This window comes from Oscillibacter sp. PC13 (assembly GCF_900115635.1).
GTDB lineage: Bacteria > Bacillota > Clostridia > Oscillospirales > Oscillospiraceae > Oscillibacter.
Genome location: NZ_FOXE01000005.1, coordinates 65,853 through 90,199, shown reverse-complemented (window position 1 = coordinate 90,199; position 24,347 = coordinate 65,853). Strand labels below are relative to the sequence as shown.

Here is a 24,347-nt window from a genome sequence, read left to right as displayed (position 1 = left end):
TTTTCCCGCCATATTGCGGTTGAATTTGCATACGCAAAGGATTACAATAACTTAGATTCGCGATTAAAGGAGGGTTTTGCCCGTTTTATGCTCAATATTGTACTGGTGGAACCGGAAATCCCGCAGAACTGCGGCAACATTGCCCGTACTTGTGCCGCAACCGGAAGCCGCCTTCATCTGGTTCGTCCCCTCGGCTTTGACATTTCAGACCGGGCAGTGAAGCGGGCAGGCCTGGACTACTGGAATTTGGTGGAAGTCCTTGACTATGAAAACCTGGATGATTTGTTTCGCCGGTGCCCCGAAGCCGCCGCCGACGCCTGGCTGACGACCACCAAAGCCCCCCGATCATACGCGTCGGCCTTCTTTACGCCGGACAGTTGGCTGTTTTTTGGCAAGGAAACCGCCGGACTGCCACTGTCTTTCCGGGAGCGTTTCCGGGATCGGTGCATCCGGCTGCCGATGGTATCTGAAGCCAGGAGCCTGAACCTCTCCAATACGGTGGCCGTCTGTGTCTACGAGGCACTGCGCCAGACCGGCTTTCCCGGCCTGCTGGATGCCGGTGAGATGTCCCGGGGGTGACATTGCCCTTTTCGGTCCATACTATTACAAGCAAAAATCCCGGCACAGGCCGTGCCGGAACCCTAAGATTGAATGGAGGATCTCCCATGAATTATAATAAGAAAACCATCCGGGACGTGGACGTAACCGGGAAAAAGGTACTGCTGCGCTGCGATTTCAATGTACCGCAGGACAAGGAAACCGGTGCCATCACCAGTGACAAGCGGATTGTTGCCGCCCTGCCCACGATTCGGTATTTGCTGGAAAACGGCGCAGCCGTCATCGCCTGTTCCCATTTGGGCAAGCCGAAAAACGGACCGGATCCCAAGTTGAGCCTGGCCCCCGTGGCAGAACGTCTCAGTGAACTGCTGGGCCAGACGGTCATCTTTGCCCATGATGTGATTGGAGAGGATGCAAAAGCCAAAGCTGCCGCCCTGCAGTCCGGCGAAATCATGCTGCTGGAGAACACACGCTTTGAACCCGGTGAAACCAAAAACGATCCGGCGCTGGCCAAGGCCCTGGCCGATTTGGCGGATTTGTACGTGTCCGACGCTTTTGGCGCCGTCCACCGCGCCCACGCCTCCACTGCCGGCGTGGCTGCCTATCTTCCAGCCGTGTCTGGTTTTCTGATTCAAAAGGAGCTGGAGTTTCTGGGTGGAGCAATTTTCTCCCCTAAGCGGCCTCTGGTGGCCATTTTGGGCGGAAGCAAGGTCAGTTCCAAGATTGGCGTCATCAACAATCTGCTGGAGATTGCCGACACGATTATTATCGGCGGCGGCATGGCCTATACCTTTTCTGCCGCCCTTGGCGGCAAGGTGGGCGACAGCCTGCTGGAAGCAGACTGGCTGGACTATTCCAGAGAGATGATCGAAAAGGCTGCGGCCAAGGGTGTAAAGTTGCTGCTGCCGGTGGACACTGTCTGCGCCGATGCTTTCGCCCCCGGTGCCAACTTCCAGGTGGTAAAAGCCGGGGAAATTCCTGACGGCTGGCAGGGGCTGGATATTGGGCCTGAAACCGTAAAACTGTACTGCGATGCCGTGGCCGATGCCGGCACAGTGATTTGGAACGGCCCCATGGGTGTGTTTGAATTCCCGGCCTTTGCCAAGGGCACCGAGGCTGTGGCCAAAGCCCTGAGCCACACCTCCGCCATCACCATCATCGGCGGCGGTGACAGCGCGGCGGCGGTGGAACAGCTGGGCTATGCCGACCAGATGACCCATATCAGTACCGGCGGCGGCGCCAGCCTTGAATTCCTGGAGGGAAAGGAGCTCCCCGGGGTTGCCTGCCTTTTGGACAAGTGAGATTTTCCCTCATTTTGAGGTCCATCTGTTTTTTCTTGACAAGGCCCCCTTTTTTCGGTATAAAGTAATAGTTTGCCTGTTATCCCTGCCGTTGGCAGGCGCGCGCAATCCCTGCGTATTGACGCAGTTTTTATGATAGACATAGAAGGAGTTTGAAGAACATGAACCGCAGATACCGCAAAACTGTTATCGCCGGCAACTGGAAGATGAACATGACCGCTTCCGAGACAAAAAAGTTTGCCGAAGAAATGAAGAAGATCATGCCCCGTGTCAAGTGGTGCGAGACCTTGATCTGCGTTCCCTCCTGCAATATTCCCGCTGCCACAAAGGCGTTTAAGGATCTGCGCATCTCTGTCGGCGCGGAAAATGTCTACTTCGAGGGAAGGGGTGCCTATACCGGCGAGATTTCTGCCGAGATGCTGAAGGATCTCGGTGTCAAGTACGTCATCGTGGGGCACAGTGAACGGCGGCAGTATTTCTGCGAGACGGATGCCGTTGTCAACAAAAAGGTCCATGCTGTGCTGGATGCGGGCATGACTCCGATCATCTGTGTGGGCGAATCCCTGGAACAGCGGGAAACAGGTATCACCAGTGAGTGGATCGCCCTGCAGGTAAAGGGTGCCCTCCACGGGGTGGCCGCAGACAAGCTGCGGCGCTGCATCATTGCCTATGAGCCCATCTGGGCAATTGGTACCGGGAAAACCGCTACAGCAGAGCAGGCCGGCGAAGTGTGCTCCAATATCCGTGCCACTATCCGCAGCCTGTACGGTGCCCGGATCGCCCGGAGTGTCACGATCCAGTACGGCGGATCCATGAATCCCAAGAATGCTGCCGAGCTGTTGTCCCAGCCCGATATTGACGGGGGATTGATCGGCGGTGCCTCTTTGAAGCCCGATCAGTTCCTGGAGATTATCAACGCCGCCAACCAGGACTGATGCCGGCGGAAATTTCCTGTCTTTTCCGTTTTCAGATCCGCAGGTGGATTTCGCACTCTCTCAGCTCCTTTTGAGGGCCGCTTGCAATATAAGCGAAACGAGGTTTCTATGAATAAAACACCAACTACCCTGATTATTATGGACGGCTTCGGCCTTACCAACCATACTGCTGGCAATGCCGTGAAAGCCGCCCAGACTCCCCGGCTGAACCAGTTCTTTCAGGAATTTGCCCACACCTCCCTGTCCGCCTCCGGGCTGGATGTCGGCCTGCCGGAGGGGCAGATGGGCAATAGTGAGGTGGGACACACCAATATTGGCGCAGGCCGTGTGGTGTTTCAGGATCTGCCCCGCATCACAAAGTCCATCACCGATGGGGACTTTTTTCAAAACCCTGCCTATCTCCGCGCCATGGATGCCTGCCGGAAAAAAGGCACGGCCCTCCACCTGATGGGACTTCTGTCTGATGGCGGCGTCCACTCCCATCTGGACCACCTGTTCGCCCTTTTGAGAATGGCAAAGAGCTGCGGGCTGGAAAAGGTCTATATCCACGCCTTTTTGGACGGACGGGACGTATCTCCCACCTCCGGGGCGGACTTTGTCGCTAAAACAGTGGCGTATTGCCAAGATTTGGAGATCGGCAGAATTGCCACGGTCATGGGCCGCTATTACGCCATGGATCGGGACAAACGATGGGATCGGGTGGAGCAGGCTTATGACGCCATGGTCTACGGCGAGGGCGCTGTTTTCAATCCTGTTCCTGTAGCAGCGGTGGAGGCATCCTATGACAACGGCGTTACCGATGAGTTTGTAGAGCCCGTTGTATGCGATGCCGATGGAACCATCTCTGACAACGACAGCGTGATCTTCTTTAACTTCCGTCCGGATCGGGCCCGGGAAATTACCCGCTCTCTGGTGGATCCTGACTTTGACGGCTTTACCAGACAAATTTTCCCTTTGACTTTCGTGTGCAACACGGAATATGACGCCTCCATGCCCAACGTGGAGGTTGCCTTTCCCAGGATTTCCGTACGCAATGGACTGGGAGAATATCTCAGCCAGATGGGAATGACCCAGCTGCGAATTGCGGAAACGGAAAAATATGCCCATGTAACCTTTTTCTTCAATGGCGGTTCTGAAACGGTCTTCCCCGGCGAGGATCGGGTGTTGGTACCCTCTCCCAAAGTGGCGACCTATGATTTACAGCCGGAGATGAGCGCATTGGAAGTAACCAGCAAATGCGTCGAGCAAATTGAATCCGGTGCCTATGACGTCATTATCCTGAACTTTGCCAACTGCGACATGGTGGGCCATACCGGCATTTATGACGCGGCGGTAAAGGCCGTGGAAACCGTGGATACCTGTGTTGGCAGAGTGGTGGACGCTACACTGAAGATGGGCGGCATCGCCATGATCACCGCAGACCACGGCAACGCCGAGCAAATGGCAGAGTCAGACGGCAGCCCCATGACCGCCCACACCACCAATCCGGTGCCCTTCATTCTTTGCGGTGCCGGTACCGTTCTGCGCGCCGGCGGACGGCTGGCAGATATTGCTCCCACTATGCTGGATGTAATGGGTTTGGCCTGTCCGCCTGAAATGGACGGAAAAACCCTGATTGTGAAATAAGCAGTTGACAAAAGAGACGCGCTGCCCGGGCAGCGCATCTCTTTTGTCAGTATGTGAAAACCAGGCCCGCCTTTTGGCGGGCCTGGCTCTGTTATACACCGTAATAGCACTGGTCGAGGACTTCCAGAATATTATGCTCGTCCATTTTAACAGGATTGAATTTCGTTGGCCCCATCAAAGAACTTGCGGCGAGGCGTGCCCGATCCCTCTGATAAGTCTCTTCGTCAAGTCCCATGTCTCGAATGGTCTTTGGTATATTCAATTCTTCCTTCAAGTTCTCAACCGCCGCGATAAAATCATCGCAGCCGATCATGTGCGCCAGTTTCTTCTGCTTTTCGGCAACGGAGGCAACCTGCAGATTATACTTCAGTACATACGGAAGAACCACTGCGTTTGACAGGCCATGTGCGTAGTTGTAGATCCCCCCAAAGGCATGGGAAATACCATGTACCATGGTAAGGCCGCCATTGGTAAAGGCCAAGCCGGCAATGCACTGATAATTATGCATTTTTTCGCGTGCTTCCTGGCCCTTTTCTTTATAAGAAACGGGAAGCCATTCCATAATCCCAAGAATGGCGCCTTGCGCAAGCACTGCGTCAAAATCGTCACAGTCCACGCGGAGATAGCATTCCACGGCATGTGTTAAGGCATCCATACCGGTTTCAGCTACCACATTGTCAGGAAGGGTCATCGTCAGGTCACTGTCCAGAATGGCAATATCAGGCTTGTTGGCCATGCAGTTAATCGGAACCTTAATGCCGCGCTTCGGATCGGTAATGACAGAGGATTTTGTCACTTCGGATGCCGTTCCGGACGTTGATGGGATTGCAATCAAGTGAACCTTTTCCCGGCGATCCGGCAGATTGGCGGTCGCAAGCGATTCAAAAGAGAGATCCGGGTGCTCGTAAAAAACAATCATGGACTTAGCAACGTCCATGGCCGATCCGCCGCCGACGGCAATAAGAGTGTCCGGCTGAAACGCGTGCATATGAGCGAGTCCCTTGTACACCTCATTGATAGTTGGGTTCTTACTGACGCCTTCATATATATGGACAGCGCGCCCGTCTAAGTAAGAAAGCATTCGATCCAATACCCCGCTTTTTCGCATGGATTGGCCACCGGTGACAATCAAAAAACGGTTTCCATCAACTGATTTCAGCGCCTCCAGTGATCCCCTTCCTGTAATAATCTTGTACGGGGAAAAATTTAAACTCCGCATATAAAGTCCTCTTTTTCATTAGAGAAAATTGTTCGTTCTGCGTTAAATGTTTGGATGCTCCTGTTCCCAGGCTTCCAGACCCGCCACTGTTTTCTGCGCAGAAAAAATTCCCATGTTGTTGATGGAGTCAATCGAACTGCCTGCCACATGCGGAGCTGCCACCACATTGTTCAGCTCCAGCAAAGGAGAGCCCACCGGCGGCTCATGGCAGAATGCGTCAATTCCCGCACCAGAGATGATTCCTTCTCTCAGCGCGGTGTTCAAATCATCTTCGTTTACAAGTCCGCCGCGGGCACAATTGACTAAGAATGCGGACTTTTTCATCTGTCGCAGCTCTGCCATGCCGATCATATTGCGTGTTTCATCATTCAGATTGCAATGCAGGGTTATAAAATCAGCCTGTTCATAAATCTCGGCAAGAGATGCCTTCTGGACATCAAATTCTTTCACAAAGGCCTCGTCCCAAAACAGGTCATAGGCCATAATGCGCATGCCAAAGCCCTTTGCGCGGCGTGCCATACATTTGCCGATGGCACCAAGGCCAACGATTCCAAGCGTGGTACCATAGACAGGGTATCCGGTATACTTGCTGACCTTTCCGCCCTTGAGAGCGGCACTTTCCGCCGAAATCGACCGGGCAAGATCCAAAATCATTCCAAACGCGTAGTCAGCAACCGCGTTCGAGTTGGCGCCAGGGGTATTGTAGGTCCGTACGCCCGCGCGCTTTGCGGCATCCAAATCCACATTGTCCATTCCCACACCATACCGGGTCACCACTTTGAGATCCTTGCAGGCATCGATTACCTTTGCGGTCATTGGCTCCAGTCCCAAAATAGCGGCGTCGTACCCCTGCAGCTGTTCAATCAGCTCATCTTCCGTCATACCGGCTTTGAAATACTTATCCACTTTCAAACCGGCATCTGTCAAAATTTTCTCGGGTTCATTTGAAAATTTCCCAAAAGAAGAGGGGAACACTTTTACCTTTTTCATAAAATTACTTCCTTTGTTGAATTTAAATTACAGCGCAGCCTTCTTTATACGCTGGCATCCGCGTTCTGCTTTGCCTGCTGTATCTTTCTCTGGTGATTACGGAATGCAGGCCAGAAGGCCAACAGAATGCCGATTGCCAAAAGAACCAATGCAATAGGGCGGGAGAACAGCGGCAAAAAGCTTCCTTTAGACGCAATAATGGCCGTCCGATAATTCTTTTCAATTACCCCGGAGAGAACATAACCCAGGACCATGGGTGGAAGGGGGTATTTATTGCAGACCATGAAGTATGCCACAATACCAAAGCCGACCAAAACGCCGGCGTCAAAAATCCGGTTGTTTGTGGCAATTCCGCCCACCAGACATGCTACAATAATAATGGGATAGAGCAGATTAACCGGAATGCGCAGCATCATGACAAAAAACCGCATCAGCCCCAGCTGCATCACATACATCAGGACGTTTGCAAGCAAGTAGCCCGCAAATACAACACCGACAATTTCAGGGTTCGAGTTAAACAGCAGCGAACCGGGCTGAAGGCCATGCAAAACCAACGCTCCCAGCAAAATGGAGGTGATCACGTCGCCGGGAATACCAATTGCCATCATCGGAATCAGCGCGCCGCCGCATACGGCATTGTTGGCGGCCTCCGATGCAACAACGCCCTCCGTGCAGCCGGTCCCAAATTTCTCCGGGTTTTTGGAGCCCTGCTTTGCGGTTGTATAGGCCAGCAGAGATGCGGTGGCCTGGCCAATTCCAGGCAAAATGCCGATGCCTGTTCCTATCAGCGAGCTTGTGATCATCGTCTTGCCAGTGCCCTTGAGCCACTCTTTCTTCGGGAGCATCGGTGTCGCATCGATTTTGCGCCGTTCGACCTTTTGGTTAATTGATTTGATGGAGACAAGAATTTCAGAAATTGCGAAAAGCCCCATCAAAACAGGCAGGCTCGAAAATCCGCCCTGCAGCTGCCAGTTGCCAAATGTAAACCTGGTTACCGTGGATACCGAATCTGTGCCGACCATCCCCACCAGAATGCCAAGAATTGCAGAGATATAACCCTTCAGCGGATCGGCTCCTGTCAGGGAAATGACAATGAAAAGGCCCATCATGCCCATCGCGAAGTATTCCCAGTATCCAAACTTCAGGGAAAATGTGGCCATAGGGCCGGAAATCAGCACCATGAAAAGGCCGCCGATAATGCCGCCGATCAGTGATGCAAACGTACCGATAACCAATGCCTTGGAGGGCTGCCCCTGTCTTGCCATGGGCGCTCCATCAAAGCAGGTGACAATAGACGATGGCGTACCCGGAATGTTTAAAAGAATTGCGGAAATCAATCCGCCGGAAATGGAGCCCACATAAATGGCAATCAAGACTGACAAGCCCGAGATTGCATTCATGTGATAAGTAAAGGGAAGGATTAACGAAATGGCAAGAGCGCCGGTAAGTCCGGGAATCGAGCCAAATACAATGCCCATAAATGTTCCGCCGACCAGCAGCAGCAACACGGAGGGGTTGCTGAATATTTGCTGAAATCCCAGTAAGAGCGTGGAGAGACCACTCATACGCTTCATTCCTTTCTATTGATATACGGCGTGCGGGACACCAATCATTTTGTGCGGGGCTGAGCCTTTGATGTTCCAGTAAAGCGAGAGGAGAAGGGCGCGGCAGCTGCCATGCCCCTCTCCTTGACTCAAAGCTGATTATAAAGTGTTATGAGAGGCTGAAAAAGGTCACCCAAAGGCTTTATGCTGCAGTTATGTTGGCTGGGGCAGATCAATAGTTTGCTGCAGCCTCCATCAGCGCTGGGAAGTCCTTCAGGCACTGGGCGGCGAGCGCTTCGTATTCGTCATGTCCAGTCCAGACGGTGTTGAAGCCCAAGGTGTCATGCATGTAGTCCTGGAACTCTGGGTTGTCATACACAGCCTTGACACGGCTTTCCATATCTGCAACGATTTCAGCCGGGGTGTCGGGAGTCATCGCAAAGCCGCGGTGAATGCCGGAAACGATGTCATAGCCCTGCTCGGTAAAGGTATCCACATCCGGGAAGAAGGAAACCTTTTCGTTGGCGCAGACGCCCAAAATTGTAAACTCGCCGGAGTCATAGTACGTCTTAGACTCACAGCTCTGGCACAGCAGCAGGTCAACCTGGCCGCCCAAAAGGGCTGCGCGGGTGGCGTTGGAGTCCTCATAGGGGATGTACTGCAGCTCAATGCCCAGTTTCTGCATGATCTCAACAGCCCACAGCTTATTCACGCCGGAGCCCACGCCGGCAATCGTCAGTTCGCCGGGATGCTCTGTGGCATAGGCAATCAAATCTTCCGTTGTCTGAATGTCGGAAGTAGACAGAACGTTCAGGGAGTTTACGTCATACACAGGGCTGGCAAGGAAGATCAGCTTGTCAAACACATCCTCCTCCATGGAGTCATTCAGCACCTGAACCGCAAAGGACTCCGGCAGGCAGAGATTCATGCTGTAGCCGTCCGGCTCTGCGTTCCAGCACTCCATCATGGCAATCGTGCCGGATCCGCCGGTAAGGTTCGTGCAGACCATCGTCTGATCACCCAAATCAATATACTTTGCCAACGCACGGGCCAGCAGGTCAGATCCTCCGCCGGCACCATAGCCGATGTACATCTGAACGTCCTTGGTGGGATAGGTTTCCTCCGCACTGGTGTCAGGCTTGCTGGAATCAGGCGTGCCGGAGCTGTCAGGTTTCGCAGTCTCATTGCCGCAGGCAACCAGGGAAAGGCTCATGATAAGAGCAAGAACAAGCGCAAAAACTTTTTTCATACTTTTCATCTTGTTTCCTTCCTTTTCGTGTATCGCGAAGCAACCATGCCACGCAATTATGTATTTGTTTGTAAGATATCTCATCCTGTACTTTAGAATTCAGCTTTTTATAATCGCTTTGAGCTTTTCCCGCCGATTCTCTACTGGAATAGAACACCGTCAGGCAGATTGGCGCCCAGCAGCTCCGTAAAAATATACTGAACAACAATTGTAATGATAAGACCCACTGCCAAGTAGAACAGTATTTGTACGGCGACTTTCTTTTTTTCCTTCCACGTGATCTTGCCCATCGCCGCACTGTAGCTGATCAGGAGAACCGCCAGCAGCAAGAACGTATTCAGGAAAAAGCCAAGTTGCCGTATCGTTACCACATAAAACACAAGGATGCCTATGGTGATCATCATAAGCGGTGTGAATATACGGGGCATTTCCTCATCGGGCCGCTTCACAAGTGCCCGAATCAACTGGATGACAGCCAGGATTCCCAGGAGTCCAATCCAGAGATGCGCATAAGCCGTCGGCTTTGCCAACTCGATTTTCACAAGCTTCTGCTCAAAGCCGTTTGCCGTAACCCACATCACGGCACAGAAGACAATGAGCACGATAGAATAGATGACATCTCTTTTCCAACGCTTCATTTTTCCATCCATTTCCCGCGTTATAGCGTAGTAGTTTTTATGGTCCCTCTCCAAGGACTGTTTGGTCTCCATCCCCTATGTATAGAACGCGCATCCATGCCAAGAAACTTAAAAGGCCAACTACGATACTCTGCGTCTGCGATTATTTTTGTTCGGGCTTCTTCTCGTCGAATTCATACACACCGGCAAATACCATCTTCACCTTTTCAAGATCGCCGCCGGTCTTGCGCAGTGCCGCCTGCATCTTCGCTTCCTTTTCAATCACGCGTTTTGCCCGGATAACAACCTCCTCAAGATACTCTCTGGGGAATTTCACTGCGCCGTTTTCGTCCATATGAATGATTTCCGTCGGCTGGACGCTCATGCCGCAGATATTGACAGGGACATTCGTCGCCTGCAGTGCAAATGCGCCGTGGCCGGGAGTGACGCCGGTGAGCATATACTGAATGCCAAACGGGCGAATCTCGTCAACATCACGGGAGGGGCCGTCTGTCAGGACCCCCACACAGCCGGCTGCCTGGAAAGCTGTCATCATATTGCCGCCCAGCAGGCCGTTGATATTTTTGATCCGCTCAGGGAAATTCTGCTTTACCGCAAGAATCACGGGCTTTGGAGAGTTGTTGATGGCCTCCACAACGTCTGCGATATTTGCGTGGCGCTTATAATCGGGATCCGGCAGACCGTAAACACAGGTCACGGCATAGCCGACCACCCGCCCCAGTTCGGGATACATGCACTTCAGCGTCTGGTCGGTATACCACTCGCCGTCCCAAGGATGGTACAGGCCCAGGCAGTTGGTCTTGTCATTGGGGTAGGTGGCAACAACGTTTGTGATGGTGGGCGTGTCGAACTGTTTGAGTTCCTCCATGAGTTCGCGCTCGCGCGCCAGGTCTTCCTCGCTGTAATTTTTCATAGAATTCACATTTGCTCCCGCCCTTTTTCAAAAGCGCGGAGCCCCTCCTTTATAAATTTTGAATTTCAGGTATACAAGTGAATCAAAGAAGATTTGTATCTACAGTGAAAAAACATGGTGTTTTTCCCTGATCCTTATGGAGCCGCGCCCCTTGGGCCGGGACTTTTACTTGACCGTTACAACCTCGGAATTGGCGATGGCCTCCTCTGTCAGCTCCTGTCCGATGCCGGGCCTGTCCGGAACCTCAAAATAGCCGTCCTTTGCGACATAATCATATTTGCAAAGTTGAATGTTGTCTTCAATCAAAGCGGACGCATGCAGTTCATGAATAACAAAGTTCGGAATAACCGCTTCAAGCTGGAGCGCCGCCGCAGCGGATATGGGGCCGCCGCAGCAATGCACTTGCACGCCGATGTCATAGACATGGGCCATATCGCAGATTTTCTTTCCCTCTGTGAGGCCGCCGGTGTTGCACAGATCCGGCTGGATAATTCCAATGGAATGATCCTCAAAGAATTGCCGGTATCCCCAGCGGGTATAAACGCGTTCACCGGTTGCAACGGGAATCTCGATTTTGCTGCTGATTTCGCGGAACAGATTGGGGTTCATGGGCTGCGTGGGTTCCTCATAATAGAAGCAGTTTAATTTTTGAAGTTCCCGCCCCAGCTGAACAGATGTCGTCGCATCCGTCAGCGCGTGAAGCTCAATAATAATATCAACATCCGGCCCAGCTTCCCGCATAGCCGCCACACGGTCAATTGCCAGCTGCATCTGATCGCGCTGCAGAATTCCGCGGCTGCTCCGTCCCATCCAGACACCATTTTGGTCAAAACCAATCGGATCGACCTTAACGCAGTCAAACCCATCTGCCATCGCTTTGCGCATAGCCTCTGCATATTCCTCCGGCCGGGCAAGGGAGTGGCTGACCTTTCCCCAGTCAAACTGAAGCTGGCTTGCGTAGGCTCGCAATTTACTGTTGGTCTTGCCGCCCATCAGCTGATAAACAGGTGCATTCAGCGCCTTTCCCTTGATATCCCAGAGTGCAATGTCAATGCCGGAAATACCAGCCATGATGACACCGCCGTTGCCCATGCCCCAAAAGGTAAGCCGATGCAAACGGTTCCAGATTTCCTCGCTGTTCAGCGGATTGAGACCAATGATGCATTTTGCAAAATCCACGCCCATGCCAAAGCCGGCGTGCTGCGCGTTGCCATATGCAACTCCGATTTCACCATAGCCGCTGATTCCTTCGTCTGTGTTGATGCGGACAAACACAGGGTGCCACGGCACATTGCCAACCGCAACCTCTGCTGCCACAGACGGCGTTTTAAATGCCTTGATAAGGTCTACGCTTGTAATTTTCACAGAACCCCTCCCCACAACATGATATAAATTCCATTTCAGAAGAGTCACCGTCAAAAAGTTGGCCTGTTCATCTGTTCGCCTGATTTATAATCGAATTGTTGCACACCTTTCCATCTATGTCAATAAAAAAATAACATCTTTTTATCATTTTGTATAAAAAACAAAATATTTTTAAAAATTATTGTGCATCTTTTTTCTTCACAATATGTTAATATAAAAAAATATATAGAATGGGTGTTATCTGTTTGTTTGTTGACCTTATTTTCAAAAAAGTATCCGCTCGATTTTTATTTGTTATTCTGCGTATATTTATTTAATCGTGCAGACAATTGCCCTTTTACGTCTGATTTAAGATGTAGGAAGGGACGGGGGATGTTCATTGCCCGGTAAACGCCTCTGCATGTTTATTGGTTTTTCGCATACCGTAATTCTAAATTTACAAGAGGGTGAAATTGTGTCTGCTCAAATTATAAAAGTTGAAAAGATTACTGCCGGCGAGCAGGTTTACCAGAATTTGCGCGAAAATATTATTGCAAATCGGTGGAAAGCCGATGATAAACTGCCGTCTGAAACAGAGCTGGCCTCTATGTACGGAGTAAATCGGCTCACTGTGCGTATGGCGCTGCAGCGTTTAAATGCACTTGGATTGGTCGAAACCCGCGTAGGAGATGGTACTTACGTTAAGAAATTTGAATTTTCCGAGTTTATTAACGCGGTGCAGGATCTTTACAGCGAGCCAAAACTCATGGATGATGTCTGTGATTTCAGAAAACTAATAGAGGTGGAATGTGCAAGGCTGGCGATTCTCCGTGCCGAGCCCGAGGAGTATGAGGTCCTGGAACAATTGTGCCGTGAAAGCGAAAATTACAAATTGTCTCTGACCCCTCCTGTCAGTACGGAGCAGCTGGATACTCTGCTCAGTTACGATGTGAAATTTCATGAGCAAATTTGTATTATGTCCCACAATACGCTGTATACGTATTGCTTCATGGTGGCCCGGAATGCCATTGAAAAATACGTAAAGGTCACGCTCAAACGAGGAATTGCCGCATGGGAACGCCAAGGCTATTCCCTTTTGGAAGGAGATTTTCGGCACCGTGCAATTTTGGATGCCATGCGGAAAAAAGATTTTCCCCTGTGCAAACAGCTTTACGATGAAATGATTGACTGCGACATGTAGATTCCACGGCCAGGGCGCCTCCGTCCATTTCAGCCCACTTAACGAAAGAAAGGCCCGTCCCTAATGGCAGAGACAGGCCTTTTGATTTTTACAGCAGGGCGATGCTGCCTTTTGGAATATCACTTTTGTGCGGCCGTCCTGATTTTCTGCCGTTTTTGTATAACTCCAGGAAAATATGCCCATACTTCCCGTAGGTTCAAAATTGAGGGAGGTATCTATACATGGCAAACAAATTCAAGTCGGTTTTGGGCGGTGCAGGGTTTTATACAGTTCTGGCCTTGTGCGTCATGGCTGTAGGCATCGGCGGATATTTTCTGCTGTTTGAGCGCAGTGGAGCAGCAGAAACGGAAGATCCGCCCCAGGCGGAAACCTCAGCGCCAGCTCCAGACATCATTGACGAGTCCCCATCCGTAGAGACCGTCTCCCCGGAAGCAATGGAAACGGATGTCCCTGATGTCTCCATGCCTGTGGAAAAGGTTCCCATAGACGACACACCAGTGATAGCGGAGGCACCGCAATTGGTTGTCTCTCCCCTGCAGGGAACTGTAGTAGCCGCCTTTTCTGTGGACGAGCTGGTGTACAATGAAACATTGGAAGACTGGCGGACACACGACGGTGTGGACATTGCCGCCCAGCAGGGCACCGCAGTGACCGCAGCCTGTGCGGGCACAGTGCTCTCCATCTCTGATGACACACTGATGGGGACCACTGTAGTATTGGAGCACCAGGACGGCTATCAGACCACTTACGCCAACCTGCAGTCCAAGCCCACTGTCAGTGAGGGAGAATCCGTCTCTGCCGGACAGGTTATCGGTGCGGTGGGTACCACAGCTTCTGCAGAATCTGCCCAAGGGCCTCATCTGCATTTTTCGGTCACCAAGGATGGCGATGCCGTGAACCCCGATGACTTTTTAAACAAATAATTGAACACAAAAATAACGACGGAATGGGATGCCCATTCCGCCGTTATTTTTGTGTTCAGTCCAGTCAGGTTTCCATTCACACGGCACGCCGCAAAACGCCGGTTTAAGATGCCGTTCCGGCGTCTGCACCGCCGATTCGAGCCTCTGCGCTCCGCATGGTCCGCCGCAAAAAAATGGCACTGAGCGTCAGTGAGATCACCTCGGCCACCAAAAAGGCCAGCCAAACCAGTTCCAGCCGGCCTGTTTGGGCCAGCAGCCACGCCACCGGCAGCAGTACCAGCAACTGGCGGCAAACAGAGACGATCAAGCTGTAAAGGGGATTGCCGATGGCCTGGCACACAGACATGGCAATGATGCAGAAGCCCGCCAGCGGAAAGCTGACGCAAATGATTCGAAGCGCCACAATGCCAATGGAGAACATCTCCTCCGACGCATTGAAAAAGCTTAGCAGAACATCCGGAAACAGTTGGAAGATGGTAAATCCAGCCAACATAATACTGACGGCCGTAAATATCGTCAGCTTTACAGTTTTTCGCACCCGGTCCATTCTGGCCGCCCCATAGTTATACGCAACAATGGGTACCATGCCGTTATTCAGGCCAAACACCGGCATGAAAATAAAGCTCTGAAGCTTGAAATAGGCGCCGAACACGGCGGTGGCAGCCTCTGTAAAGGAGACGAGAATCCGGTTCATTCCAAAGGTCATAATGGAACTGATAGACTGCATCACAATGGAGGGCAGGCCAATCCGGTAAATCTCTCCTGCTACTTGGCGGTTCCAGCGGATCTCCCGCAGCCGCAGATGAATATCCGGATTACACCGCAAATTCATGACCACCGCCACGCAAGCGGCAATGATCTGGCCAGCCACTGTAGCGATGGCCGCGCCAGCCACCTCCAGCCGGGGTGCGCCAAACAGGCCAAAAATCAAAATGGGGTCCAGCACAATATTAATCAAGGCTCCAGTCAGCTGTGTACACATGGACAGCGTGGTGCGGCCCGTAGATTGAAGCAACCGCTCAAAGCAAAACTGGCAGAACAAGCCGACGGAAAAACCAAGGCAAATCCGGCCATAGGACGTGCCGTATTCCACCACCGCCGGATTTTGAATCTGTGCCAGGAAAAACGGGCGGGAGAGGAACAGTCCAATGAGTGCAAACACCACCGCACTGCACAGGGAGAGAAAAATTCCCGTATTCGCAGCCTTGTCCGCCATATCCTGGTGTTTTTCCCCAAGGGATCGGGACAGAAGGGCATTGATGCCCAGCGCCGTTCCGCCGCCCACGGCAATCATCAGGTTCTGCAGGGGGAATGCCAGGGAGACGGCATTCAGTGCATCCTGGCTGATCTGTGCCACGAAGATGCTGTCCACCACATTGTACAAGGCCTGGACCAGCATAGAGATCATCATTGGGATTGCCATACCAGCCAACAGCCTGCCGACGGGCAGCACACCCATTTTGTTTTCCTGATGCGCCGCACCCGCGGCTGGGGTTTTGTTTTCCATAGAACTCCTTTCTTTTGCAGAAAAAGGACGTGGCCCAAAGCCACGCCTTTTTTAGGGCATCTGTTGTCCTGCTGTTTACTTCTTCAGCTCGCCGGTGGCCAGCTGCGTCAGATAGGCGTTGATAAAGCCGTCCAAATCACCGTCCATCACATTGTCGATGTTTCCGGTTTCATAGGAGGTGCGGGTGTCCTTCACCATCTGGTAGGGCATAAAGACATAGGAGCGAATCTGGCTGCCCCATTCAATCTTCATTTGGACGCCCTTGATGTCTGAGATCTTCTCGGCGTGCTGCTGTGCCTTCAGTTCCATCAGCTTGGACTTCAGCATCTTCATGCAGTTGTCCTTGTTCTGGAACTGGCTGCGCTCCTGCTGGCTTGCCACCACAATCCCAGTGGGTTTGTGAATGAGGCGCACAGCAGAGGAGGTCTTGTTGACATGCTGGCCGCCGGCGCCGGAGGCCCGGTAAACCTGCATCTCAATATCCTCGTCCCGGATCTCAATCTGATCGTCGTCTTCAATTTCCGGCATAACTTCCAAGGCGGCAAAGGAGGTCTGCCGCCGGGCATTGGCGTCAAAGGGAGAAACCCGCACCAGACGATGGACGCCGTTCTCACTTTTCAGAAGGCCGTAGGCGTTTTCACCCTGAATGGAGATGGAGGCCGACTTGATCCCCGCCTCGTCGCCATCTTCATAGTCCAGGATCTGATAGGTGAAATCGTGGCGCTCTGCCCAGCGGGTATACATCCGGTAAAGCATCTGTGTCCAATCCTGTGCCTCGGTTCCGCCGGCACCGGCATGGAAGGTCAAAATAGCGTTATGGCCGTCATATTCGCCGGAAAGCAACGTTGCCATGCGGGACTCCTCGACTTTTTCCTCCAAAACGCGGAAGCTGTCCTTCAGCTCTGCCAGTAAATCCGGATCATCGGCCTCCTGCCCCATCTCGCAAAGGGCGCTTAGATCCTCCCACTCCCGGATCAGCCGCTCCTGGCGGCCCACCTTGTTCTGCAGCTGCTTGAGCCGCTGCTGCACCTTTTGAGAGCGCTCCAGATCATTCCAGAAGCCATCCTGCGCCGTTTCATCCTCCAGACGGGATGTCTCCGCCCGTGCGCTGTCAATATCCAGCGCGGCGGAGAGCTTCTGCAGCTCCGGCTCCAAATCCCGGAGTTTCTGCTTATACACATCATATTCGATCAAAGCCATGGCAATACTCCATTTCTTTCGAATTCCAGTAGCTATAGTATTATAATGGAGAATATATTTTTTGTAAAGGAAAACCTGGCAAAAGTTGTTCAAAAATGAAAAAAGCAAACATTTCCTGTTTGCGTCCTTCTCCGTGTACGCATCTGCCCTGCTTTCCGAAATTTCAAGGCAGGCAGTACAAGGCCCCGTCTTTCAAAGTCCCCTGTACTGCCCGCCTTCTCACAGCCGCAGGCCCTTGATGTCCTTAATGCGGGACAGGATGACATTGGTATTGACCGATGTGACACCGGGAAGCCTGTCCATCGTCTCCGCCATAAATTGCTCCAGCTCCGCCTGTCCCGCCGCCACTGCATGCACGTGGAGCCGGCACTTTCCCGTCATCCGGTAAATCTGTGTAACGGTAGGGCAGTTGTACAGCTGCTCCGTCACCTCCGCAAAGGTCTCGGGTGTGGTCTCAATTTCAAAGTAGCAGGAAACGGCACCGCCAAGCTGCTGGGGATTGATCACCGCAGTGTACTTCTCAATGATTCCCCGCTCCTCCAGTAAATTGATATGCGCCTTTGCCGCTACCCGAGACACGCCTACCCGTTCTCCGATCTCCGAATAGGAATATCGGGCGTTCTCAATCAGAAGCTGCAGAATCTTTTGATCCAGCTCGTCCAGTCCACTCAAATACATGCTCCATCACCTCATTTTTAGCATAACACCTCCACCCCAATAAGTCAAATCGAAACTTTTATATTGCGTTATGTTTCTATTTGTGCTAATATATCATCAATTTCGAAATCAATAAATTTACAGGTGTTGTTATGTATCGTGATTTAACAAAAGGGAATCTCTCCAAAACCCTTCTCTTGTTCGCGCTCCCCATGATTGCAGGCAATCTTTTGCAGCAGTTTTATAACATTGCAGACACTCTGATTGTGGGACAGTTTTTGGGGCGGGATGCCTTGGCAGCTGTCGGCTCTTCCTACACGCTGATGACCTTCCTGACCTCGATTCTCCTGGGCCTGTCCATGGGCGCTGGTGCGCTTTTTGCCATCTACCAAGGGCAGGGAAACCGGGAACGGCTGCGGGCCAGTATCGTCCAGGCCTTTGGGCTAATCCTGCTGCTGACAGTCCTGCTGAATACGGCGGTCTACCTGTGGATCGATCCCATTATGTCCTTTTTGCGGGTACCTGAGGAGGTTTATCCCCTCATGCGTGGGTATCTGTGGATTATTTTTTCCGGTTTGGCCGCCACATTTCTGTACAACTTTTTTTCCTGCCTGCTGCGGGCACTTGGAAATTCGGCCACGCCGCTGGCCTTTCTTGCTGTTTCTGCCCTGTTGAACATTGTGCTGGATCTGTTGTTTGTTCTGCGCTTTTCCTGGGGAGTTGCGGGAGCGGCGGCAGCCACGGTCATTTCCCAGTATGTCTCCGGCCTTGGAATTCTTCTGTATACGCTGGTGCGCTGCGGGGAATTGCGTCCATCCCGGGAGCATCTGCGCTGGAGTCCGGACATTCTGCGGGAAATCTGCAGCCTTTCCGTGTTGACCTGCGTACAGCAGTCCGTCATGAACTTTGGCATTCTGATGGTACAGGGGCTGGTAAACAGCTTTGGGCCTGTCATCATGGCAGCCTTTGCCGCCGCCGTCAAAATCGACTCCTTCGCCTACATGCCGGTTCAGGATTTTGGAAATGCGTTCTCCACCTTCGTTTCTCAAAATTATGGAGCCGGAGAACACGAGCGCATTCGGCTTGGTGTGAAGCGGGTCGTACAGATATCGATGCTGTTTTGCATCGTGATCTCCGCCCTGGTTGTGCTGTTTGCAAAGCCGCTGATGCTCATCTTCGTCCAGCCTCATGAAACGGAAATTTTGATGGAGGGCGTGCGCTACCTGCGGATAGAGGGCACCTTTTACTGCGGTATCGGCTGCCTGTTCCTGCTGTATGGCCTCTACCGCGCTGTGAAGCGTCCTGCTATGTCCGTGGTACTGACGGTCATCTCTCTGGGTACGCGGGTCGCCCTGGCCTATCTCCTGGCCGGTTCGGTGGGCATTTGCGGCATTTGGGCCGCCATTCCCATCGGCTGGTTTCTGGCAGATCTGGCAGGACTGTTGTACTACCGCAGACATCAACAGGAACTGTTGGGGGAATTTTGATCGCTCTGTCCAGTAAGCCGCGCAGGCAGGCCCCACACGTCAGCAGATAAAGGAAAGACACGCATGCAGCGTGTCTTTCCTTTGGCCTTGCTCCGCCGCTTCCATTAGGTGTCGAGGAAAAGCGGAGAGCCTACACGGAGGAACGCGGTTTTCGCCATGTCCATTCAGAGCGAAGTCTACTTTTCTGTTGAAGTCCAAAGCAAAAGGACATCCGTACGGACGTCCTTTTGCTTTGGACCAATGCGGTAAAAATGCTGTCCAAGCCTTAGAACCGTGCCCAGGCCCGCTCTGTAAACCAGCAAAGCGTTTGCGGGGGTAGAAGCGAGGAGCAGCAGAATGAGCGCGCGATGGGCTTTGCAATGGGCGCAAGCAATACAAAGCTTGTTCTGATGTGCAAAGGACGATTAAAACCGATATTTACGTTGCGGTAAGCGGCCCTTCTGCGCCGCACCGCAAGTGCGGTGTACAAGTATTTTTGCCAAAGGCAAAAATCTTGGCGGAGGTGGAGTTCACTTCTGCCGAGCATTTCAAAAAGCTTACGGTATCCATAAAAATGACCACACCGTTTGGTGTGGTCATTTTTATGGAGCGGCTGATGGGAGTCGAACCCACCTATGCAGCTTGGGAAGCTGCCGTTCTACCGATGAACTACAGCCGCATATCTGGTTATGTATGATACCATATGTTTTTCAGATTTGCAAGCCGAAAATTGAAAGTGTCCTATCTTTTCAACAGCCCGTCATGAATGTCCCCCCTTCTTCATAGAGTGAATCAACGATGCAAAGGGGGATCACCATGAAAAAACTGATTGCTCTGCTGTGTGCCGTGCTTTTCCTTGGAACCGGCGCCCAGGCTATCGACGTTTCGGCGCCATCTGCACTGCTGATGGAAAAAGAGACGGGCACCATTCTGTTTGCCAAAGACGAGCATGCCAAGCTGGAGCCTGCCAGCGTCACAAAGGTCATGACTCTGCTCTTGACCATGGAGGCCATTGACAGCGGCCAGCTCTCGTATGACACGGTTATCACCGCCTCCGCCCATGCCTGTTCCATGGGAGGCAGCCAAATCTGGCTGAAGGAAAATGAGCAGATGAGCGTGTCCGACATGCTGAAGGCCGTGTGCGTGGTATCTGCCAATGATTGTGCAGTTGCTCTGGCAGAGCAGGTTGCAGGCAGCGAGGGTGCCTTTGTGGAGCGGATGAACGCCCGCGCCAAAGAGCTTGGTATGAACGACACCACATTTCGAAATGCCACCGGCCTTCCGGCCGATGGACACGTCACCTCAGCTTACGATATTGCTCTGATGAGCCGGGAGCTGATTTTAAACCATCCGGATATCCGGCAGTACACCACCATCTGGATGGATACACTGCGGGACGGCGCTTCCTCTTTGGTAAACACCAATAAACTGATCCGTTTTTATGACGGTGCTACCGGTTTGAAGACCGGCTCTACTGACAATGCCCTCTACTGTCTCTCAGGAACTGCCGAGCGGGACGGCATGGAGCTGATCTCCGTCATCATGAAAGCCCCTACTTCGGCCCAACGGTTTGAGGACGCCAAAAGCCTTTTGAGCTTCGGCTTTTCCACGTACGCCCTGAAAGAAATTGTACCAGAGCAGGCTCTGGCACCGGTGCCGGTGGAGCTGGGCACACAGGCAACCGTCCAGCCGGTGCTTGGGGACAGCACACATCTCCTTCTGGAAAAGTCCAGGGCCGGGGAATTGCAGCAGTCTGTGGTCTTGGCGGAATCCGTGCCGGCTCCGGTAGCAGCGGGAGATCAACTGGGCACCCTGACGGTCACAGCGGGAGGCGAGGTGATTGCTGAACTGCCCATTCTGGCGGGCGAGGAAGTTCCCAGGATTACCTTTGGACAGATGCTGACTCGCCTTTTGAAAACGGCCTTTTTGTCCAATTGACCGTTCCGTGCTTTTTTCGGCGATGATCCGTGGCTTTTCTCTTGTTTATGCATGTTTCAAATGCTATAATGAATGAGAAATTTCCTGTTTCACCGTAACGATTCCGCTTGCCCATCACAAAAGAAAGGACCTGTTTACCATGCTGGACGTCAAGCTGTTCCATATGAAGACTTTTCTCCCTCTGCCCTATGAGGAGGCGTTGGCGCCCCGCCTGAAGCGGGCTCACGAAAAGCTGCAGAACGCCTCTGGGGCCGGCGGTGAGTTCACCGGCTGGGTTCATCTGCCCCGGGATTATGACCGGGCGGAGTTTTCCCGCATTCAGGATGCCGCAGCCAAAATTCAGCGGACCTCCAAGGCTCTGGTGGTCATCGGTATCGGCGGTTCCTACTTAGGTGCCCGCGGCGTGATTGAATGCCTGTGCTCTCCCAATTACAATCTGAAAAGGAAAGAAACGCCCAATGTCTATTTCATAGGCAATGGTCTTTCCTCCGACGCACTGCAGGAGGTACTGGATCTGGTGGCTGATGTAGACTTCTCGGTTAACGTCATCTCCAAATCCGGCACCACCACCGAGCCCGCCGTGGCCTTCCGCTTCTTCCGGGAAGCCCTGGAGCGCCGTTATGGCAAGGACGGAGCCAAAGATCGTATCTATGCCACCACAGATAAAGCGCGCGGCGCGCTGAAATCCCTGGCGGACGCTGAGGGATGGGAGACCTTTGTGGTTCCCGACGACGTGGGCGGGCGGTACAGCGTACTCACCGCCGTTGGCCTGCTGCCCATTGCCGTCACCGGTGTGGACATCGAGGCCCTGATGCGGGGCGCCGCCGCTATGATGGATATCTGCGGCGATGCCTCCTTCTCCTGTCCGGCCTGGCGCTATGCCGCCATCCGCTATGCGCTGTACCGCTCTGGCCGCTCCATCGAACTCCTGGCCTGCTATGATCCCGCCTTCCGTTTCATGGCGGAGTGGTGGAAGCAGCTTTTCGGGGAGAGCGAGGGCAAGGACGAAAAGGGACTCTTTCCCGCCAGCGTGGATTTCACCGCAGACCTGCACTCGATGGGACAGTATATCCAGCAGGGCAGGCGCCTGATGTTTGAAACCGTCGTGCGCCTGGGGGCCTCCAGCCACCAGCTGGCTGTTCCCATCGATAAGGCAGATGGCGATGGCCTGAACTTTTTGGCCGGGCAGTCCATGGACTTTATCCGGGACCGAGCCATGGACGGGACACTCCTGGCCCACACCGAGGGCGGTGTTCCGAATATTATTGTGGAAACCGGCGGCAAGTCTGCAGAGGACTTGGGCCAGTTGATTTACTTCTTTGAGTATGCCTGCGGCCTGTCCGGATATCTGCTGGATGTAAACCCCTTCGATCAGCCCGGCGTGGAGGCCTATAAGAAGAACATGTTTGCCCTGTTGGGCAAGCCCGGATATGAGGCGCAGAAGGCGGAGTTGGAAGCTAAGCTGACGCAATAACGTTTTTTTCAGGGAGTTGTCAGCTTTTATGAAACTCCCTGTATTCTCCCCTGCCTTAGCGCTGTCAATGCTCAATATGAACAAAGTTTAAATTTGCTTTTCTGCATTGTTTTTTACAGAATGTTATGATATCCTTAACGTAGCAAAACCATTTCCCACGATTTTAATTAACAGGAGTGATAATTATGGTCAGACTTATTATGGGCGTAAAGGGTTCCGGCAAGACCAAGCAGCTCATCGAACTGATCAACAACGCGGCGAAGGACGAGCCCGGAAACGTGGTTTGTATTGAAGCCAACCGCAATATGACGTACGATATTCACTATCACATTCGCTTGATTGACGCTCAGGAATATAAATTGAACAGTTATGAGTTGCTGCGGGGCTTTATCAGCGGCCTGTACGCCGGCAACTATGATATCTCTCATGTATTTATCGACAACCTGTGCAAGGTTGTCGGCGGCGAGGTCGGAACGGACACAGAATCTTTCCTGAACTGGCTGGATGCTTTCGGCGAGGCCAACAACATCAAATTTACCGTGACCATCAGTGCCGATGTTGGAATGGCAACAGACGGCATGCAGCGGTATCTCTAAATTCAGAATATTTCAGAGGAGGAGCCAATGCTCCTCCTCTTTTTGCAGGTTCCGTGCGGCTGTATCCATTGGTTCCCGCGGGCCGTTATATCCGGGCGCTGCATTCCGGCAGCAGTTCCGCCAGCACCTCCGGCGCATGCCGGATGATGAACTCCGCAAACCGCCGTGCCGCCAGCGGCATTGTCTCCCAGCTGCGCCACGCCAGTGCCACGGTGCGCTCCGGTGCCTCCCGAATGGGGCGCACCGCCACCCCCTCTCCAAATCCGGGCAGCACCAGACGATAGAGTACGGACACCCCCAGCCCCTGCCGCACCATGGCCAGGATGGAGTAGTCATCATAGACCTTGTATTCAATCTTCGGAGAAAGGCCCTGCTCAGAAAAAGCATTCAGCGGAACGCTGTCAGCCCCTTCATCCAGTAAGATAAAAGGTTCCTCTGCCAGTTGCCTCAGCAGAACTTGCGGCCGTGCAGCAAGCGCGTGTCCCCGCGGCAGAACCGCCACCATCTCATCCTGATACAGGGTTTGCGCGGTTAATCCGGCAGCTGTCTGCCGGTTGGTGAACCCAAAATCAATGATTCCTTCCTGTACCCACTGGTTGATACTGGTGTAGTCTCCCTGCTGTAAGGCAAAATGCACCCCCGGATACAGGGCTTTAAACCTCTGCATCAGCTGGGGCAGCAGGTTGCGGCTGACCGTTGTAAAGGTACCGATACGGATGGTGTTGTTTTCCAGGCCCTGCATCTCCTGCCGCTTCCGATCCAGCGTCCGTTCTGCACCGCTGATGGCCCGGATATAGGGCAGGTAGCTCTCCCCATCCGCAGTGGGTGTGATGCCCCCCTTGTTCCGGTTCACTAAGGTTGTCCCCAGCTCCCGTTCCAGCCCCTTTACCGCCTGGCTGACGGCACTTTGGGAATAGCCCAGGAGATCCGCCGCTCTGGTAAAGCTGCCGGTTTCCAGGACCTTGCAGAAAATATCGTAGTGCGAGAGCATTTTCTCTCCTCCATTCATCAGTTTTTCTTATATATTCATTATAAACATTCGTTTTTCAAATAGCAAGTCACATGTTA

At 52.7% G+C, this 24,347-nt stretch carries 21 protein-coding genes and 1 tRNA gene; 10 read left to right on the top strand and 12 right to left on the bottom strand.

What is annotated here, in order from left to right:
- The first annotated feature begins 87 nt into the window (after positions 1–87).
- From BMZ81_RS04125 to gpmI, 4 genes are all read left to right on the top strand, one after another.
- A complete protein-coding gene (locus BMZ81_RS04125; protein ID WP_091128970.1) occupies positions 88–579 on the top strand; it encodes a tRNA (cytidine(34)-2'-O)-methyltransferase in 492 nt (163 codons plus the stop codon).
- Between the two features lie 86 nt (positions 580–665).
- Positions 666–1,859 carry a phosphoglycerate kinase gene (locus tag BMZ81_RS04120; protein ID WP_091128968.1) on the top strand — a complete coding sequence of 398 codons (1,194 nt, stop codon included), beginning with the start codon at positions 666–668 and terminating at the stop codon, positions 1,857–1,859.
- A 161-nt stretch (positions 1,860–2,020) separates the two neighbouring features.
- Positions 2,021–2,794, top strand: a complete 774-nt coding sequence (gene tpiA / locus BMZ81_RS04115; RefSeq protein ID WP_091128966.1) for a triose-phosphate isomerase — start codon at positions 2,021–2,023, stop codon at positions 2,792–2,794.
- Positions 2,795–2,902: 108 nt separating this feature from the next.
- Positions 2,903–4,420, top strand: a complete 1,518-nt coding sequence (gpmI, locus tag BMZ81_RS04110) for a 2,3-bisphosphoglycerate-independent phosphoglycerate mutase (RefSeq protein ID WP_091128964.1) — start codon at positions 2,903–2,905, stop codon at positions 4,418–4,420.
- A 91-nt stretch (positions 4,421–4,511) separates the two neighbouring features.
- Here gpmI and BMZ81_RS04105 read toward each other — a convergent pair whose 3' ends face one another.
- The 7 genes from BMZ81_RS04105 to BMZ81_RS04075 all read right to left on the bottom strand — a co-directional run bounded on the left by BMZ81_RS04105 (position 4,512) and on the right by BMZ81_RS04075 (position 12,338).
- Positions 4,512–5,639, bottom strand: a complete 1,128-nt coding sequence (locus tag BMZ81_RS04105) for an iron-containing alcohol dehydrogenase (RefSeq protein ID WP_091128962.1) — start codon at positions 5,637–5,639, stop codon at positions 4,512–4,514.
- A 42-nt stretch (positions 5,640–5,681) separates the two neighbouring features.
- Positions 5,682–6,629, bottom strand: a complete 948-nt coding sequence (locus BMZ81_RS04100) for a phosphoglycerate dehydrogenase (RefSeq protein ID WP_091128959.1) — start codon at positions 6,627–6,629, stop codon at positions 5,682–5,684.
- Between the two features lie 44 nt (positions 6,630–6,673).
- Positions 6,674–8,194, bottom strand: a complete 1,521-nt coding sequence (locus tag BMZ81_RS04095; protein WP_177187196.1) for a tripartite tricarboxylate transporter permease — start codon at positions 8,192–8,194, stop codon at positions 6,674–6,676.
- 211 nt (positions 8,195–8,405) lie between these two features.
- Positions 8,406–9,422: a tripartite tricarboxylate transporter substrate-binding protein gene (locus BMZ81_RS04090; RefSeq protein WP_177187195.1), complete on the bottom strand. Its 1,017-nt coding sequence runs from the start codon at positions 9,420–9,422 to the stop codon at positions 8,406–8,408.
- 140 nt (positions 9,423–9,562) lie between these two features.
- Positions 9,563–10,060: a tripartite tricarboxylate transporter TctB family protein gene (locus BMZ81_RS04085; RefSeq protein ID WP_177187194.1), complete on the bottom strand. Its 498-nt coding sequence runs from the start codon at positions 10,058–10,060 to the stop codon at positions 9,563–9,565.
- A 142-nt stretch (positions 10,061–10,202) separates the two neighbouring features.
- Positions 10,203–10,973, bottom strand: a complete 771-nt coding sequence (locus tag BMZ81_RS04080; RefSeq protein WP_091129133.1) for an RraA family protein — start codon at positions 10,971–10,973, stop codon at positions 10,203–10,205.
- 165 nt (positions 10,974–11,138) lie between these two features.
- Complete coding sequence (locus tag BMZ81_RS04075) at positions 11,139–12,338, bottom strand: mandelate racemase/muconate lactonizing enzyme family protein (RefSeq protein WP_091128952.1); 1,200 nt, start codon at positions 12,336–12,338, stop codon at positions 11,139–11,141.
- Between the two features lie 454 nt (positions 12,339–12,792).
- On the opposite strand from BMZ81_RS04075, the gene BMZ81_RS04070 reads away from it, so the two are divergent.
- Positions 12,793–13,518 carry a FadR/GntR family transcriptional regulator gene (locus BMZ81_RS04070; protein WP_177187193.1) on the top strand — a complete coding sequence of 242 codons (726 nt, stop codon included), beginning with the start codon at positions 12,793–12,795 and terminating at the stop codon, positions 13,516–13,518.
- A 221-nt stretch (positions 13,519–13,739) separates the two neighbouring features.
- Positions 13,740–14,441, top strand: a complete 702-nt coding sequence (locus BMZ81_RS04065; protein WP_091128947.1) for a M23 family metallopeptidase — start codon at positions 13,740–13,742, stop codon at positions 14,439–14,441.
- Between the two features lie 103 nt (positions 14,442–14,544).
- Here the strand turns inward: BMZ81_RS04065 and BMZ81_RS04060 are convergent, their stop codons facing one another.
- The 3 genes from BMZ81_RS04060 to BMZ81_RS04050 all read right to left on the bottom strand — a co-directional run bounded on the left by BMZ81_RS04060 (position 14,545) and on the right by BMZ81_RS04050 (position 17,826).
- Complete coding sequence (locus BMZ81_RS04060) at positions 14,545–15,948, bottom strand: MATE family efflux transporter (protein WP_091128946.1); 1,404 nt, start codon at positions 15,946–15,948, stop codon at positions 14,545–14,547.
- 75 nt (positions 15,949–16,023) lie between these two features.
- Positions 16,024–17,148, bottom strand: coding sequence for a peptide chain release factor 2 (gene prfB, locus BMZ81_RS04055; protein ID WP_177187192.1), 1,125 nt, complete (start codon positions 17,146–17,148; stop codon positions 16,024–16,026).
- 219 nt (positions 17,149–17,367) lie between these two features.
- Positions 17,368–17,826 (bottom strand): Lrp/AsnC family transcriptional regulator, encoded by a 459-nt coding sequence (locus BMZ81_RS04050; RefSeq protein WP_091128943.1) that lies wholly within the window; start codon positions 17,824–17,826, stop codon positions 17,368–17,370.
- A 131-nt stretch (positions 17,827–17,957) separates the two neighbouring features.
- Between BMZ81_RS04050 and BMZ81_RS04045 the strand changes: the two genes are divergently transcribed.
- On the top strand, positions 17,958–19,292 hold the full coding sequence (locus BMZ81_RS04045) for an MATE family efflux transporter (protein WP_091128942.1): 1,335 nt from the start codon (positions 17,958–17,960) through the stop codon (positions 19,290–19,292).
- A gap of 584 nt (positions 19,293–19,876) precedes the next feature.
- Here BMZ81_RS04045 and BMZ81_RS04040 read toward each other — a convergent pair.
- Positions 19,877–19,950: transfer RNA gene (locus BMZ81_RS04040), tRNA-Gly, on the bottom strand.
- A gap of 137 nt (positions 19,951–20,087) precedes the next feature.
- Here BMZ81_RS04040 and BMZ81_RS04035 point away from each other — a divergent pair.
- The 3 genes from BMZ81_RS04035 (at position 20,088) to BMZ81_RS04025 (ending at position 23,279) form a co-directional block, all read left to right on the top strand.
- Entirely contained in the window at positions 20,088–21,209 is a 1,122-nt protein-coding gene (locus BMZ81_RS04035) for a D-alanyl-D-alanine carboxypeptidase family protein (RefSeq protein ID WP_091128940.1), read from the top strand.
- A 139-nt stretch (positions 21,210–21,348) separates the two neighbouring features.
- Positions 21,349–22,683, top strand: coding sequence for a glucose-6-phosphate isomerase (locus BMZ81_RS04030; RefSeq protein WP_091128937.1), 1,335 nt, complete (start codon positions 21,349–21,351; stop codon positions 22,681–22,683).
- Between the two features lie 185 nt (positions 22,684–22,868).
- Positions 22,869–23,279, top strand: a complete 411-nt coding sequence (locus BMZ81_RS04025) for a hypothetical protein (RefSeq protein ID WP_091128934.1) — start codon at positions 22,869–22,871, stop codon at positions 23,277–23,279.
- Between the two features lie 85 nt (positions 23,280–23,364).
- On the opposite strand, the gene BMZ81_RS04020 is transcribed toward BMZ81_RS04025, so the two are convergent.
- Positions 23,365–24,270 carry a LysR family transcriptional regulator gene (locus BMZ81_RS04020; RefSeq protein WP_091128932.1) on the bottom strand — a complete coding sequence of 302 codons (906 nt, stop codon included), beginning with the start codon at positions 24,268–24,270 and terminating at the stop codon, positions 23,365–23,367.
- Positions 24,271–24,347: the final 77 nt, after the last annotated feature.

Excerpts from the sequence above, each read along its gene's own strand:
- BMZ81_RS04035 (WP_091128940.1), top strand. The coding sequence starts at position 20,088 with ATGAAAAAACTGATTGCTCTGCTGTGTGCCGTGCTTTTCCTTGGAACC.
- BMZ81_RS04050 (WP_091128943.1), bottom strand. The coding sequence starts at position 17,826 with ATGTATTTGAGTGGACTGGACGAGCTGGATCAAAAGATTCTGCAGCTT.
- BMZ81_RS04080 (WP_091129133.1), bottom strand. The coding sequence starts at position 10,973 with ATGAAAAATTACAGCGAGGAAGACCTGGCGCGCGAGCGCGAACTCATG.
- tpiA (WP_091128966.1), top strand. The coding sequence starts at position 2,021 with ATGAACCGCAGATACCGCAAAACTGTTATCGCCGGCAACTGGAAGATG.
- BMZ81_RS04125 (WP_091128970.1), top strand. The coding sequence starts at position 88 with ATGCTCAATATTGTACTGGTGGAACCGGAAATCCCGCAGAACTGCGGC.
- BMZ81_RS04105 (WP_091128962.1), bottom strand. The coding sequence starts at position 5,639 with ATGCGGAGTTTAAATTTTTCCCCGTACAAGATTATTACAGGAAGGGGA.
- BMZ81_RS04090 (WP_177187195.1), bottom strand. The coding sequence starts at position 9,422 with ATGAAAAAAGTTTTTGCGCTTGTTCTTGCTCTTATCATGAGCCTTTCC.
- BMZ81_RS04095 (WP_177187196.1), bottom strand. The coding sequence starts at position 8,194 with ATGAGTGGTCTCTCCACGCTCTTACTGGGATTTCAGCAAATATTCAGC.
- BMZ81_RS04045 (WP_091128942.1), top strand. The coding sequence starts at position 17,958 with ATGTATCGTGATTTAACAAAAGGGAATCTCTCCAAAACCCTTCTCTTG.
- BMZ81_RS04065 (WP_091128947.1), top strand. The coding sequence starts at position 13,740 with ATGGCAAACAAATTCAAGTCGGTTTTGGGCGGTGCAGGGTTTTATACA.
- BMZ81_RS04020 (WP_091128932.1), bottom strand. The coding sequence starts at position 24,270 with ATGCTCTCGCACTACGATATTTTCTGCAAGGTCCTGGAAACCGGCAGC.
- BMZ81_RS04025 (WP_091128934.1), top strand. The coding sequence starts at position 22,869 with ATGGTCAGACTTATTATGGGCGTAAAGGGTTCCGGCAAGACCAAGCAG.
- BMZ81_RS04120 (WP_091128968.1), top strand. The coding sequence starts at position 666 with ATGAATTATAATAAGAAAACCATCCGGGACGTGGACGTAACCGGGAAA.
- prfB (WP_177187192.1), bottom strand. The coding sequence starts at position 17,148 with ATGGCTTTGATCGAATATGATGTGTATAAGCAGAAACTCCGGGATTTG.
- BMZ81_RS04100 (WP_091128959.1), bottom strand. The coding sequence starts at position 6,629 with ATGAAAAAGGTAAAAGTGTTCCCCTCTTCTTTTGGGAAATTTTCAAAT.
- gpmI (WP_091128964.1), top strand. The coding sequence starts at position 2,903 with ATGAATAAAACACCAACTACCCTGATTATTATGGACGGCTTCGGCCTT.
- BMZ81_RS04060 (WP_091128946.1), bottom strand. The coding sequence starts at position 15,948 with ATGGAAAACAAAACCCCAGCCGCGGGTGCGGCGCATCAGGAAAACAAA.
- BMZ81_RS04085 (WP_177187194.1), bottom strand. The coding sequence starts at position 10,060 with ATGAAGCGTTGGAAAAGAGATGTCATCTATTCTATCGTGCTCATTGTC.
- BMZ81_RS04030 (WP_091128937.1), top strand. The coding sequence starts at position 21,349 with ATGCTGGACGTCAAGCTGTTCCATATGAAGACTTTTCTCCCTCTGCCC.